General features: G+C 72.3%; 14 protein-coding genes. 3 read left to right on the forward strand and 11 right to left on the reverse strand.

The genetic code is table 11. From position 1 onward, the window contains the following. Genes QNA09_RS16820 through hemL form a run of 3 tightly spaced genes read right to left on the reverse strand, consistent with a single transcriptional unit; the run spans position 1 to position 2,637 of the window. A complete protein-coding gene (locus tag QNA09_RS16820; protein WP_040271939.1) occupies positions 1-615 on the reverse strand; it encodes a TlpA disulfide reductase family protein in 615 nt (204 codons plus the stop codon). Continuing rightward, positions 612-1,262, reverse strand: a complete 651-nt coding sequence (locus tag QNA09_RS16825; RefSeq protein ID WP_003937572.1) for a histidine phosphatase family protein — start codon at positions 1,260-1,262, stop codon at positions 612-614. Before QNA09_RS16825 ends, QNA09_RS16820 begins: the two co-directional genes overlap by 4 nt. Before the next feature lie 52 nt (positions 1,263-1,314). Further along, entirely contained in the window at positions 1,315-2,637 is a 1,323-nt protein-coding gene (hemL, locus tag QNA09_RS16830) for a glutamate-1-semialdehyde 2,1-aminomutase (protein WP_010592064.1), read from the reverse strand. An 81-nt stretch (positions 2,638-2,718) separates the two neighbouring features. Here hemL and QNA09_RS16835 point away from each other — a divergent pair, with 81 nt between their 5' ends. Both QNA09_RS16835 and QNA09_RS16840 read left to right on the forward strand, forming a co-directional pair. Next, a complete protein-coding gene (locus tag QNA09_RS16835; RefSeq protein ID WP_010592065.1) occupies positions 2,719-4,287 on the forward strand; it encodes an ATP-binding protein in 1,569 nt (522 codons plus the stop codon). A gap of 9 nt (positions 4,288-4,296) precedes the next feature. Then, entirely contained in the window at positions 4,297-6,234 is a 1,938-nt protein-coding gene (locus QNA09_RS16840) for an acyl-CoA dehydrogenase (protein WP_017680041.1), read from the forward strand. A gap of 22 nt (positions 6,235-6,256) precedes the next feature. Here the strand turns inward: QNA09_RS16840 and QNA09_RS16845 are convergent, their stop codons facing one another. The 3 genes from QNA09_RS16845 to QNA09_RS16855 form a co-directional block, all read right to left on the reverse strand. Beyond that, entirely contained in the window at positions 6,257-7,129 is an 873-nt protein-coding gene (locus QNA09_RS16845) for a cyclase family protein (RefSeq protein WP_102031352.1), read from the reverse strand. Positions 7,130-7,142: 13 nt separating this feature from the next. Beyond that, positions 7,143-8,285, reverse strand: a complete 1,143-nt coding sequence (locus QNA09_RS16850; RefSeq protein ID WP_162919328.1) for a sorbosone dehydrogenase family protein — start codon at positions 8,283-8,285, stop codon at positions 7,143-7,145. 71 nt (positions 8,286-8,356) lie between these two features. Next, the gene (locus tag QNA09_RS16855) at positions 8,357-9,799 is read right to left on the reverse strand and encodes an MFS transporter (RefSeq protein ID WP_119699930.1); all 1,443 of its coding nucleotides are present in this window, start codon (positions 9,797-9,799) and stop codon (positions 8,357-8,359) included. A gap of 58 nt (positions 9,800-9,857) precedes the next feature. Between QNA09_RS16855 and soxR the strand changes: the two genes are divergently transcribed. Further along, positions 9,858-10,313 carry a redox-sensitive transcriptional activator SoxR gene (soxR, locus tag QNA09_RS16860; RefSeq protein WP_010592070.1) on the forward strand — a complete coding sequence of 152 codons (456 nt, stop codon included), beginning with the start codon at positions 9,858-9,860 and terminating at the stop codon, positions 10,311-10,313. Here soxR and QNA09_RS16865 read toward each other — a convergent pair. From QNA09_RS16865 to hemB, 5 genes are all read right to left on the reverse strand, one after another. Next, entirely contained in the window at positions 10,310-11,464 is a 1,155-nt protein-coding gene (locus QNA09_RS16865; protein ID WP_010592071.1) for a sorbosone dehydrogenase family protein, read from the reverse strand. The two genes, soxR and QNA09_RS16865, sit on opposite strands and share 4 nt — an antisense overlap. A 20-nt stretch (positions 11,465-11,484) precedes the next feature. Then, entirely contained in the window at positions 11,485-11,769 is a 285-nt protein-coding gene (locus QNA09_RS16870) for a metal-sensitive transcriptional regulator (RefSeq protein ID WP_003937563.1), read from the reverse strand. A gap of 25 nt (positions 11,770-11,794) precedes the next feature. After that, positions 11,795-12,280, reverse strand: a complete 486-nt coding sequence (locus QNA09_RS16875) for a DUF3093 family protein (RefSeq protein WP_010592072.1) — start codon at positions 12,278-12,280, stop codon at positions 11,795-11,797. Positions 12,281-12,484: 204 nt separating this feature from the next. Beyond that, entirely contained in the window at positions 12,485-13,048 is a 564-nt protein-coding gene (locus QNA09_RS16880; protein ID WP_119699931.1) for a hypothetical protein, read from the reverse strand. Beyond that, entirely contained in the window at positions 13,045-14,022 is a 978-nt protein-coding gene (gene hemB / locus QNA09_RS16885) for a porphobilinogen synthase (protein ID WP_010592074.1), read from the reverse strand. Before hemB ends, QNA09_RS16880 begins: the two co-directional genes overlap by 4 nt. Positions 14,023-14,058: the final 36 nt, after the last annotated feature.

Genomic DNA, 14,058 nt, shown 5'->3' on the forward strand with positions numbered 1-14,058 from the left:
TCACTGCTCGGCGGGGGCTTCCGCGGCGACCCGCTCGACGACGGGCTGCAGATCGCTCGCGAGCAGTTCGGTGAGGAAGACCGCCGCGACGCGGTGGTCACGGTCGAGGACGACGGTGGTGGGGACGACCGACGTCGGGTAGTTCGCTCCCAGCGCCAGCAGCGAGCGCATCGACGGGTCGTAGATCGACGGGTAGCCGACCCGGTTGTCGACGACGAAGTCCTGGGCCTTGTCGCGCTGGTTGTCGCGGACGTTGATGCCGAGGAACTGCACGCCCTGGTCCTCGGTGGCCTCGTAGACCTGTTCGAGGTCGTCGGCCTCGCTACGGCACGGGGCGCACCACTGGCCCCACACGTTGAGCACCACCACCTGGCCGGCGTAGTCGTCGAGCGAGATCGTCTCGCCCTCGTTCATCAGGTCCTCCCCCGAGAGCGTCCCGAGGGTGCCGCGCTCGGCGGGCGGGTCGTAGAAGATGCGGGTCTGACCGCCCGGCGAGACGAAGTCGAAGGTGCCGCCGGTGGCGACGGCGTCGTCGCCGGTGGCGCACGAGGTGAGGACGCCGCAGGCCAGCGCCGTCGCCGCCAGCGCCGCCCGTCGCGTGGCCCGGCGACTCATGCGCCGTGGACGGTCGGGTCCGAGGCCCCGGCCGGTTCGGAGTAGACGATGTCGACCAGGGTGTCCCCCTGGTACACCAGCGAGGTCAGCGACGCCAGGCTGCACTGCCGGTGCTGCGGGTTGTGCCACAGCCGTTCCCCCTCGAGGAAGCGGCGGAGGGTCCACACCGGAAGCTGATGGCTCACGCACACGGCTTCGCGGCCCACGGCGGCGACACGAGCGGCGTTGACCGCGGCCAGCATGCGGTGCGCGATCTGCAGGTAGGGCTCACCCCACGAGGGGGTGAACGGGTCGCGCAGCTTCCACCAGTGCCGCGGGCGGCGCAGCGCCCCGTCGCCGACGGCCACCCGCAGGCCCTCGAACTGGTTGCCCGCCTCGACGAGGTTCTCGTCCGTCGCCACCGGCAGGCCGTGCTTGTCCGCGATGGGCTGGGCGGTCTGCTGGGCCCGCTCGAGCGGGGAGGCGACGATGTGCGCGATGTCGTGGTCGGCGAGGGCCGAGGCCACCGACCGGGCCTGCGCCTCCCCGGTCACGGACAGCCGGAAGCCGGGCAGCCGGCCGTAGAGGATGCCGCTGGGGTTGTGCACCTCGCCGTGCCGGAGCACGTGCACGATGGTGCGGGTCTCGGACGGGGCAGGTTCGGTCACGTGGGAGTTCCTCGGGTGTGCGGCGGGTGTGGACGGCCTGGAAGGGGCGCGCTCAGGCGGTGGCGGCGGCCGCCGCCTTCGCGGCGTGCGGCAGTGCGTCGGCGATGCGGGAAAACGCGTCGTCGTCGAGCGCGGACGAGACGAACCACGTCTCGAACGCGCTCGGCGGGGCGTAGACGCCGTGGTCGAGCAGGGCATGGAAGAACGCCGGGAACCGCCACGTCTGCGCGGCCTTGGCCTGCGCGTAGTCGGTGACCGGCTCCTCGGTGAAGAACACGCTGAGCATGGTGCCGGCGAACTGGACCCGGTGGGCCACGCCCTCCGCCGTCAGCGCCTCACCGAGCATCCGTCCGAGGGTGGTGGCGTTGCGGTCGAGCGCGGCGTAGGCGTCGCTGTCGGCGGCGCGCAGGCTGGCGAGGCCGGCGGCGACGGCGACCGGATTGCCCGACAGGGTGCCGGCCTGGTAGACGGGCCCGGCCGGCGCGAGATGGGCCATCACGTCGGCGCGGCCGCCGAACGCGGCCGCGGGCAGTCCGCCGCTCATCACCTTGCCGAACGTCATGAGGTCACCGGCGACGCCGTCGATGCCGTACCACCCGGCCGGTCCCGCCCGGAACCCGGTCATCACCTCGTCCATGATCAGCAGCGCGCCGTGCTCGCGGGTCAGCTCGCGCAGACCGGCGTTGAAGCCGGGCAGCGGCGGGACGGTGCCCATGTTGCCGGCCGCGGCTTCGGTGATCACCGCCGCGATCTTCCCCGGTTCGGCCGCGAACGCCGCGCGCACCGCCTCGAGGTCGTTGTACGGCAGGACGATGGTGTCCTCGGCCTGGGCGCCCGTCACACCCGGCGACGTCGGCAGCCCGAAGGTGGCGACGCCGGAGCCGGCGTCGGCGAGCAGGGCGTCGACGTGACCGTGATAACAGCCCGCGAACTTGACGATCTTGGTCCGGCCGGTGAATCCGCGTGCCAGTCGCACCGCACTCATCGTCGCCTCGGTACCGGAGTTGACGAGCCGGACCTGCTCGACGGGCTCGATGCGGGCCACGATCTCCTCGGCGAGTTCCACCTCACCGGCGGTCGGCGCGCCGAACGACAGCCCGGTCGTGGCGGCACTGCGCACCGCGTCGACGACGGCCGGGTGCGCATGGCCGAGGATCATCGGCCCCCACGAACACACCAGGTCGACATACGAATTGCCGTCCACGTCGGTCAGGGTGCAGCCGGATGCGGAGGCGACGAAGCGCGGGGTGCCGCCGACCGATCCGAACGCGCGGACCGGCGAGTTCACACCCCCGGGAATCACCTTCGACGCCCGGTCGAACAGTGCGGTGGAAACGGAGTCGCGGGCGCGAGATGCATCGGGGGTCGCAGTCACGACCTCCAGTGTCCCAGTTTCGCGGGATTTGCCAAAAGGCGCGGGCCCTGCAACGGCGGTCGTTGCGGTAGGAATGTGACCATGGTCTCGTTCGACGACGTCCGTACCGCCCTCGCCGACCGGTTCCGGGTCGTCACCGCCGCGTTGTCCGCCGACGGTCGTGAGGTACTTCTCACCGGACCGGTGGACGTCGGCCTGGAGGTCGGCGGATTCGCGGTCGTCGAACTCGACGACGAGCGCCGTCTCGCCGTGCAGGTCCGCAGCGTGCGCATCGTCGAGCGCGAGGGCGCGGACGTCGACGTCGCCGTGGACGAACCGGGTCTGCCGGTGCGCTCCGTGCGCGGCCGCGCCATGGTGCGGACGCTGGCGGGGTCCGCGAGTGTGCTGGGCGTGTTCGGCGACGACCGGTTCGCCGCCACGGCGGAAGTCGCCCCGTTTCCCGAGCGGCATGTGCGCCCGGCCACCGCGGCCGAGACGGCGACGCTCGCGGCCGCCCTCACCGGCAGTCTCGACGTCGGCACCCTGCTGCACGCCCCGGCCGTGGCGGCGCGGCTGCACCCGGCGGGCTTCGCCCGGCACACCTTCATGTGCGGCCAGTCCGGCTCCGGCAAGACGTACACCACCGGCGCGGTCCTCGAGCGGCTGCTCGCCGCGACGACCCTGCCGATCGTGGTGCTCGACCCCAACTCCGACCACGTACACCTCGGCCGGCTGCGGGATCCGGAGGACGACTCCCCCGCCGCGCAGCGGCATCGCGGGGCCGCCACCGGAGTGCGGGTGGTACGGGCCCGCGGCACCGGCTCCGACCACCTGCTGTGCCTGGACCTGAGCGACCTTCCCCTCGTCGCGCAGGCGCTGCTGCTGCGCCTGGACCCGGTGCACGATCTCGACGAGTACTCGGCCCTGCGCCGCGTCACCGCTGCCCTCGACGCGCCCTACTCCGTCGCGGACGTGCGGTCCGCGGCGGCGGCGGACCCCGCGACGGAGCGTCTCGCGACCCGCATCGACAATCTGGGGATCGCGTCGTGGGAGCTGTGGCGGCGAGGGGAGGAACGCTCGGCCGCCGAACTCGACGTGCGCACGGGCCGGTGCTTCGTGATCGATCTCGGCAGTCTGAACAGCCCCGGGGAGCGCGCCGCGGTGTCCCTCGGGCTGCTGGGCCGGCTGTGGATGCTGCGACGGCGGCGCCTGCCGATGCTCGTCGTGGTGGACGAGGCCCACAACATCCTGCCGTCGGTCACGGCGGATCCGTTGTTGTCGAGCACCGCGGATCTGGGGGTGCTCATCGCCGGCGAGGGACGCAAGTTCGGGCTGCACCTGTTCGTGGCGACGCAGCGGCCGGGGAAGGTGCATCCGAACGTCGTCTCCCAGTGCGACAACCTGCTCCTGATGCGGATGAACGGCAGCACCGACATCGAGGAGCTGTCCCACCTGTTCTCCCACGTCCCCCCGGCGATGCTGCAACGCGCCACCACCTTCGGACTCGGCCAGGCACTGTTCGCCGGGCCGATCGCCCCGACTCCGCTGCTCGCGCGCGTCGGCACCCGGGTCAGTCCGGAAGGGGGCGCGGACGTGCCGACGGACTGGGCGCATGCCGCAGCCGATACCGACGTTCGCACATACCCACACGACGGGCTCGAATCGTCCTAATGTCGGTCCATGACGACCACAGCTGAGCACATCCGCATCACCCTGGACGGCGCGTGGCGGCAGGCACGCGAGCGGGCACGCACGGACCTGGACCGGCCCGAGTTCGCCCCGCACTACACACCGGACCTGGACGAGGCCCGGGCGATCACGCTGAAGCAGATGCGGATGCTCGCGGAATCCGGCTACGCCCGGGCGGGCTTCGCGAAAGCGGTGGGCGGCGGCGGCGACGCCGGCGGCGCGGTGGCGTCGATCGAGATGCTCGCCATGTCGGACCTGTCCCTGATGGTCAAGGCCGGTGTGCAGTGGGGTCTGTTCGGCGGCGCGATCGAGAATCTCGGCACGGCCCGGCACCACGACCGCTACATCGGCCCGCTCATCGATCTCGATCTGCTCGGCTGCTTCGCGATGACCGAGACCGGCCACGGCTCCGACGTCCAGTCGCTCGAGACGACGGCCTCGTACGACCCGGGCACCGAGGAGTTCGTCGTCCACTCCCCGACCCCGTCCTCGCGCAAGGACTACATCGGCGGGGCGGCACAGCACGCGACGGTCGCCGCGGTGTTCGCACAGCTGATCACCGGCGGCAAGTCCCAGGGCGTGCACTGCTTCGTCGTGCCGATCCGCGACGAGAACGGCGACGATCTGCCCGGGGTCACCACCTCCGACTGCGGCCACAAGGGTGGCCTGCCGGGCGTGGACAACGGCCGGATCATGTTCGACCACGTGCGGATTCCCCGGGAGAACCTGCTCAACCGGTACGCCGACGTCGAGCCCGACGGCACCTACGTCTCGGCGATCGAGAATCCGAACCGCCGCTTCTTCACCATGGTGGGCACGCTCGTGCGGGGCCGGGTCACCGTCGGCGGCTCGGCCGGTGCCGCGGCCCGCGTCGCGCTGTCGGTCGCCACGCGGTACGCGCTGCAGCGCCGCCAGTTCAGCGCCCCCGGCGACGAGAAGGAAGTGCTGCTGATGGACTATCTGGTCCATCAGCGCCGCCTGCTGCCGCTCATCGCCAAGTCGTATGCGCTGACCTTCGCGCAGAACGAGCTGATCTCCACCATGGACCGGATCCAGACCACGCCCGTCGAGGAGGTGGATCCGCAGGAGCAGCGTGAGCTCGAAGGCCGCGCCGCCGGGCTGAAGGTCGCCAACACCGCCCACGCGACGCGCGCCATCCAGGAGTGCCGTGAGGCCTGCGGCGGTGCCGGGTACATGGCCGAGAACCGGCTCACCGCGCTGAAGGCGGACACGGACGTGTTCACCACCTTCGAGGGCGACAACCACGTGCTGACCCAGCTCGTCGCCAAGGAACTCCTCACCGCCTACGCGGACGAGGTCCGCGGCATGAGCCCGGTGGAATGGATGAAGTTCGCCGCGGTCACGGTGTCGGACATCGTCAAGAAGCGCACCGCCGCCCAGCAGATCCTCCAGACGCTCGTCGACACCCGGAAGGACAACGAGGAGGACGGCAGCCTCTTCGATCGGGGCACGCAGATGGCAATGTTCGAGGACCGGGAACAATACCTGCTCTCGACGGCGGCGCGGCGACTGCAGGCCGCGTCGAACCGCGAGGAGAACCTGTTCGACGCCTTCAACTTCGTGCAGGACCACGTGCTGCACGCGGCGCGCGCCCACATCGACCGGGTCGTGCTCGAGGCGTTCGTCGCCGGGATCGAGTCGTGTCCCGACGAGGAGGCCCGCGAGCTGTTGTCGGACCTGTGCGATCTGTACGCGCTCAGCGTCATCGACGAGGACAAGGCCTGGTACATGGAGCACCGGCAGCTGTCGGTGGAACGGGCGAAGGCGGTGCTGCGCGGCATCAACGAGCGCTGCCGGACCCTGCGTCCCCACGTGACGACCCTCGTCGAGGGCCTCGGCGTGCCGGAGCACCTGCTCGGGTCGGCGATGCTCGACGGCCCGGGCACGGACGCCGGTCGCCTCGGCTGACCCGCCGGGCCGGGTGCGGGATTCAGACCAGTGCCAGCACCCGGCACGGCCCACCGGTGCCGCCGGCGTGCTTCGGCGCGCCGACGACGACGGTCGCGCCGCGTGGCGGCACGGCCGCGAGGTTCGCCATCGCCTCGATGCCGTAGCGGCCCGCGCCGAGCAACTCCACGTGGGCGCCGACCTCGCCCGACCGGTCGAGGCTCAGGGTGTCGACGCCGAGCCCCACGACGTTCCGTTCGTGCACGAGCATGCGCACGGCCTCGCGGTCGAAGCCCGGTGCGTGCGGGATGCGCAGTGCGTCGGCGTTGACGAAGCGGCCGGGGTCGGCGAGGCGGGCCTCCCATCCCGAGTGCATCGCGACGAAGGCGGCCGGCGGGATCGGGCCGTGTTGCCGCTCCCACGTCGCCACGTCGTCGACGGTGACCACCGCGTCGTCGTCCTGCGCGGCCTTGCCGGCGATGTCGACGACGGCGAGCGGGGCCACGAAGTCGCGCACCGGCAGCGCCTCGACGGTCGCGCCGCCGCGCACGATGTGGGCCGGGGCGTCGAGATGGGTGCCGGTGTGCTCCCACAGCGACATCGCGTTGACGGCGAACCGTCCGGTGTCGAACGTGGCCACGGGACGCATCGCGAACCGCTCGTTGCCGGGCCACACCGGGAACTGCGGGGTCAGCGTGTGGGTCAGGTCGATCACCGCGTCGGCCCGCGCAGCGGCCGTGTCCCCGCCGGCTCGTGCCGGCGCCGCGGCGGCGGTCGCCGCGCCCAGACCCGCGGCGCTCACGCCCAGACCCGCGGCGCTCACGCCGAGGGCGGCGAGGAAGGACCGGCGGCCGAACCGCGCCCGGCCGTCCTCGATTTCGCGGTACACCCGGTCGAGCACGGTCGGTGAGCACATTCGTCTCGGCCTCTCAGTCGGCGGGTTCCACCAGCAGGACCCGGTCGTCGCGGCCGTTGTCCGTCGTGACGAGCAGCGCCCCGTCGGGTCGTGCGGTCACCGACCGCAGCCGGCCGAACCGCCCCTCGAGCGCCGTCGCGGTCTCGTCCACCGACCGGCCGTCGGCGGTGAGTTCGAGGAACAGCAGTTTCTCCTGCTGCTGGCTCGTGATCACCAGCGCGCCGTCCCAGCCCTGCCAGCCGGCGCCGGAGACGAACGTGCCGCCGGGAGTCGCGAGGGTGGGGGCACCGGAACTCCACACGGCCCCGATCGCTCCCGGCACGCGGGCCGGATCGGTCATGGGCACCGACTCGTCGTAGACGAACGGGAAGCGGTCGGGGCGGTACCCGTAGTTGCCGCCGGGCTGCAGGAGATTCACCTCGTCGTCGCGGACGGTGCCCTGCTCGACGGCATAGAGCTCGCCGCTCCCGGGACGCAGCGCCAGTCCCTGCACGTTGCGGTGCCCGAGAGTGAACACGGGGCTGCCCGGGTCGGGGTTTCCCGCCGCCGGAGTGCCGTCGGGATCGATGTGGAGCACCTTGCCGCCCAGGCTGTTCCGGTCCTGAGGCACCTGGGGGTGGGCGGTGTCGCCCGTCCCGACGAACAGCGACCCGTCGGGATGGGCGAGCAACCGGCACCCGCCGTGCCGGCCGCCCTGCCCGACCGGGATGCCGGCGAGCACCGTGGCGCCGCGGGTCAGCTCCGTCCATCCGGGATCGACCGTCCAGGACTGCACGCGGATGTCGGTGCCGTCGGGGCCGCGGTGGCCCTGACAGCTGTAGAGGGTCCGGCTCGTCCCGAAATCCGGTGCCAGCGCCAGACCCATCAGGCCGGTCTCGCCCTCGGCGTACAGGCTGGACAGGTCGGCGCGCACCTCCCGGATCCCACCGTCCGGATCCCGGACCACGAAGCGGCCCCGCCGTTCCCCGGTCAGGATCGTCCCGTCCGGAGCGGCGACGACGTCCCAGGGCTTGCTCAGCCCCTCCATCAGCGGCGTCACGGTCAGCTCGGGCAGCGCGCCCGCCTCGGGTGGCGCCGCGTGGGCGCTCGGCGTCCCGGCCGCGAGCACGCCGACTGCGATCGCCGCCGCACATCTCCCCGAGATTCGCACGCGCATCTCCTCGTCGTCGGATCCCGGCGATGCTACGGAAGACGATGCGCCGGACGGCGACGACACGCGCGGCGGCGTCAGATTCGTTCGGGTTCCGCTGCGGAGGCGTCCGCGGGTGCCGACCGGTTCCGGTGCGCGCGCGCCGGAACCGCGCGGCGCGCGGCGAGCACGCCGAGCACCGCCACGGCGGCGAACCCGAACAGCAGCAGCCGCGCCGAACGCACGTCGGACGGTTGTCCCGCGTTGACGAGGACTCCGGCCAGTGCTGCGCCGAACGCGTTCGCGATCAACTGGACGGTGTTGATCGCAGCGGACGCCTTGCCGCTGTCGCGCGGGTCGGCGACGGCGTTCATCGCGCCGACCGCGAGGTGCGGCCACGCGATGCCGATGCCCGCGCCCGCGACGACCAGTCCCGTGACCCACACCGTGACCGCAGCCGGTCCGGCCTCGTCACGCACGGCGGCCGCCATGAGCGCGAGACCGAGGCCGACGAGCACCGGAGCGCTCACCACGATGCGGCGCACGGTTCGGGGCGCGGACGCCGAGGCGCTCGGGATCTCGCCGAGCGTCCACCCCACCGCGAGGGCGGCGCCGAGGAAGCCGGCGGCCAGCGGCGCGAGGCCGGCGAGGCGCTGCCCGAACAACGGGACGAACGTCTCGGCGGTCGAGACGACCGCCAGCACTGCGATCGTCAGGTACACCCAGCGCAGCCGGGCGGTGGTGAACGTCGCCGCCGGCAGGATGCCGTGCGGGCTGCGGCGGTCGACGGCGACGAACGCGACCACGGCGGCGGACGCGACCGCGAGCAGGGCGATCGTGGGCGCACCGCCGGTCACGACGGCGGCCACGCCGACCGCCAGGGCCGCGGCGGTGAGCAGGGCCAGCGAAACGAGTGGAATCCTGCCGGCAGCGCGCGATCCGCGGGCGTGCGCCGGCAGGGCGAACGGCACCGCGGCTGCGACCGCGAGCGTGCAGACCAGTAACGCGCCGAACGCCCATCGCCAGGCGTGGAACTGGGCGAACACGCCGCCGACGGCGGGTCCCGCGAAGGTCCCCACACCCCACATCGCCGATACGAGCGCCGCGGCGCGGCTCCAGAGACGTTCCGGCAGAGCACTGTTCAGTACTGCGTAGCCGAGTCCGGCGAGCAGGCCGCCACCGAGCCCCTGGACCGCCCGGCCCGCCAGCAGCGCCTCCATGGACGGTGCGAGCGCGCACACGAGGGTGCCGGCCGCGAAAGACCCGAGCCCCACGAGGTAGGCGCCCCGGGGTCCGCGGACGGCGAGGGTCCGGGCCACGGCCGTCGAGGAGATCACCGACGCGAGCAGGAACACCGTCGCCGTCCACGCGTAGTAGGCGTGGCCGCCGATCTCCTCGACCGCGGTCGGCAGCAGGCTCGTGGTGAGGTACACGTTGGCGGCGTAGAGGGCAACTCCGCCAGCGAGAACCGCTGCCGTACCGAGGTATTCGCGTCCGAGAAGTTCCGACCAGGCGACGGCGCGAGTCGTGGATCCGTGCATGACGGTGACTGTAGAGTCTAAAGTGCACTCGAGATCAAGCGCGGGGAACGGAGTCGTGATGAGCCGCACGAGCGAAGAACTGCTGGCGATCGGTGAAGTCTCCCGGCGCACCGGAGCCGCCGTGTCTGCGATTCGCTACTACGAGTCGCTGGGACTCGTGACCGCACACCGCACCGCAGGCGGCACGCGCCGCTTCCCCCGGCACACGATCCGGCGCATCTCGATCATCCAGTTGGCGACCCGGTTCGGCATTCCGCTTGCCGAGGTGGCCGAGGTGTTCTCGGCGCTGCCGGCCGAACGGCCCCCGACCCGACGGGACTGGATGCGCATCTCACGGGCGTGGCACGAGCGACTCGAGGAGCGCAAGCAGGCGATCGACCGGATGCAGCGCGAACTGGCGGGGTGCATCGGCTGCGGCTGCCTGTCGCTGCAGGCGTGCACACTGTTCAATCCGGGCGATCGGCTGGGCAAGGACGGCGCGGGCGCGCGGCGCGTCGACCCAGGGGCACGTTAGACGGGGGCGATTCGCAGCACCCTGTCGTCGGAGCCGTTGTCGGTGGTGACGAGGAGCGAGCCGTCGGGCAGTGGGGTGAGCGACCGCAGGCGCCCGTACTCCCCCTCGAGCAGGTCGGTCGATTCGGTCACGCTGCGGCCGTCCTCGGACAGGCGCAGCAGCAGCAGCTTCTCGTCCTGCTGGCTGCTGACGACGAGCGCGCCGGACCACGGGCCCCACCCCGGTCCGGCCGCGAACGCCAGCGCGGGGGTGGCGATGGTGGGCGACCCGGAACTCCACACCGCCGGGATCGCGCCGGGGACGCGCTCGGGATCGGTCATCGGCACCGACTCGTCGTACATTCCGGGTTCCCGGTCGGGTCGCCAGCCGTAGTTGCCGCCCGGCACGAGCAGGTTGACCTCGTCGTCGCGGCTGCTGCCCTGCTCGACCGCGTAGAGCCGCCCGGTGCCGGGCTGCAGCGCCAGCCCCTGCACGTTGCGGTGGCCGAGGGTGAACACCACGCTGCCCGGGTCGGGGTTGCCGGGGGCCGGCGACCCGTCGGGGTTCAGGTGCAGCACCTTGCCGCCGAGGCTGCCGGGGTCCTGCGGCGCCGTCGGGCGGGTGGCGTCGCCCGTGCCGATGTACAGGGTGCCGTCCGGGTGCGCGAGGATGCGGCAGCCGGCGTGGCGGCCGCCGCGCGCGACGGGCAGCCCCTCCACGACGGTGCGCTGCCGCGTCATGGTGGTCCAGCCGGGATCGACGGTCCAGGCGTAGACGCGGACGTCGTCGGGGTCGCGGTGTCCCTGGCACGTGTAGACGGTGCGGCTGACCCCGAAGTCGACGGCGAGCGCGACGCCCATGAGGCCGGTCTCCCCCACCGCGTACAGGTCCGACAGGTCGGCGCGCAGCTCCTCGACGCGCCCGTCGGGCCGGCGGACGACGAACCGGCCCGAGCGTTCACCGGTCAGCAACGTCCCGTCGGGGGCCTGCACCACGTCCCACGGATGGTCGAGACCGTCGACGACGGTGGTGACGGTGACCCGCGGCGGGGTTCCCGCGTCGGGGACCGCGGTGGGTGCGCCCGAGAGCACCGTCCGCGCGGGCTCCTCCGACGCGCACGCGGTCAGCGCGCAGGCCAGCGCCGCAGCGCACAGTCCGTGGGCGATCCGCATGCCGATCGGCTCCTCGGTGGTCAGGGTTTGAGGACGAGGCGCGCTATGGCGTCCGAGGCCTCCTGGATCTTCGCGTCGGCCTCGGGTCCGCCCTGCCGGGCGGCGTCGACGACGCAGCCGGCCAGGTGCGCGTCGAGCAGCTTGAGCGAGACCGTCTGCAGGGCCTTGGTGACGGCGGAGACCTGGGTCAGGACGTCGATGCAGTAGCGGTCGTCCTCGATCATCCGGGCGATGCCCGCGACCTGCCCCTCGATGCGGCGCAGGCGCTTGAGCAGGTCCTCCTGGTGCGGGGTGTATCCGGCCATACTCGTATCGTACCCCTAGGGGGTATTAGAGCAAGGGCGGATCGGCGCGCTCGGCCAGCACCGCCTCGAGTTCGGACCGCAGCCGTTCGTGGTCCCGGGCCCACGCCCGCACCAGGGCGCCACCCCGCAACCGCAGGCCGACGGCCGTCCGGCCCCGCGGCACGTTCGCCAGCTCCCCCAACGGCCGGGCGGTCTCCCACCGCTCGGGATCCCGGGCCCGGGGATCGGCCGCGGACAGCACCGCCTCGATCTCCTCGAGCGGCAGTTCCTCGGTCCCGAGGCGCAGCGTCTTCGCGGTCAGCTCCACGCTCACGTGCCGCCGGGCCGCGACGACCATCACGTACGCGAAGCCGCTGAGCACCAGAGCGATCACCGGCAGTGCGACCCAGTGCACCACCGGCCCGGTCGCCAGTTCGACGACGAGCGCGACGAGGCACAGCACCGGCCCGAACGCCACGGTGCGCCAACGGCCACCGGGCTCGTGGAAGCGGGGCTCGGCCGACTCGTTCACGTCGTGATCAGGCGCTGAGCATGCCCGGAACGACGACCAGCACCAGCGTCACCACGCCCAGGACGGCGATGAGGCCGATCAGGACCAGCTCACGACGACGACCGTAGGGCCGGGGCTCCACCTGCATGAAAGTCCTCTTCGCTCGTCGGAAACGACCGCGCGGGCCGTGGGTCGTCAGACACCGTACTCCGCGCGCTCGTCGGGTCAGCTCGGGGGCAACCGGAGGAAGTACAGATTCGGCTCGCGGCGGTGCATGAGCACGATCGCCCCGACCGAACACACCCCCTGCAGGATGCTCACCAGACCGATCACGAGGCCGGCACCGCCGCCCAGCGCACCCACGCCGAACACCGTCGGGATCGCCGTGACGGTCAGGAAGACACCGATCATCGTGAGCAGCATGCGCGCCCAGTTCCGGCCGCGCCGCATCGCGAAGGCCACGAGCAGGAACAGGCCGGTGAACACGAGCCCCAGGACGGCGGTGATGCCGAATCCCAACGGCAGCAACGATTCCACCGTCTCGCGCGGCATGTCCACCGGTGGCGTCTGCCGGGCCAGTTCCGCCGTCATCTGGTCGACGAACTCGTCCCGGCGCTCCCACATCAGCAGCACACTCGCGCCGAGGTACACCAACCCCAGGACCGCGACCGCGCACCACAACTGGAACGCGGTCTCGACGTCCACGGGAGTGGGGCGCCGCTGCGCCGGTACCGGCCCGGGCGGGGTGTCCGGCGGCCCGGGCCACTGCGACGGTTCGGGCGTGCTCACGAGAGCCGGCCCGCGACCTCGGCCGCCCAGTACGTGAGCACGATGTCGGCACCGGCGCGGCGGATGCTCGTCAGCGACTCCAGGATCGCCGTGTCCCGGTCGATCCAGCCGTTCTGCGCGGCAGCGGTGATCATCGCGTACTCGCCCGAGATCTGATACGCCGCGACGGGCACGTCCGAGCGGTCGGCGACCTCGCGCAGCACGTCGAGGTACGACATCGCGGGTTTGACCATCACCAGGTCGGCGCCCTCGGCGAGATCGAGATCGACCTCGCGCAGCGCCTCCCGGCGGTTCGCCGGATCCTGCTGGTAGGTGCGCCGGTCGCCCTCGAGCGAGGACCCCACCGCGTCCCGGAACGGCCCGTAGAACGCGGAGGCGTACTTCGCGGAATACGCGATCTGCCCCACGTCCTGATGCCCCGCGGCGTCGAGCGCCGCGCGGATGGACGCGACCTGACCGTCCATCATCCCGCTCGGACCGAGCAGGTGCGCGCCGGCCTCGGCCTGCGCGACGGCCATCTCCGCGTACCGCTCGAGGGTGGCGTCGTTGTCCACCGCACCCGAGGCACCCAGGACGCCGCAGTGACCGTGGTCGGTGAACTCGTCGAGGCACGTGTCGGCCATCAGGACCGTCGCATCGCCGAGTTCGGCGCGCAGGTCCCGCAGCGCACGGTTGAGCACGCCGTCGGGGTCGGTGCCGCCCGAGCCGCGGGCGTCCTTGTCCTCGGCTCGCGGCACGCCGAAGAGCATCAGCCCACCCACACCGGCTTCGACCGCCGCGGTCGCCGCGGCGGGCAGCGAATCGGGGGTGTGCTGGTACACACCGGGCATCGACGGGATCTCCCGCGGCGCGTCGAGGCCGTCGGCGACGAACATCGGCAGCACCAGATGCCGCGGCTCGAGGGAGGTTTCGGCAACCAGCCGGCGCATGGCCGGGGTGGTGCGCAGCCTGCGGGGACGGACATCGGGGTACATCGGCGGACTCACCTTCCGGGCAAGCCGTGCGCGGTT

This window comes from Rhodococcus sp. AH-ZY2 (assembly GCF_030916465.1).
GTDB classification, from domain to species: Bacteria; Actinomycetota; Actinomycetes; order Mycobacteriales; family Mycobacteriaceae; genus Rhodococcus; species Rhodococcus ruber.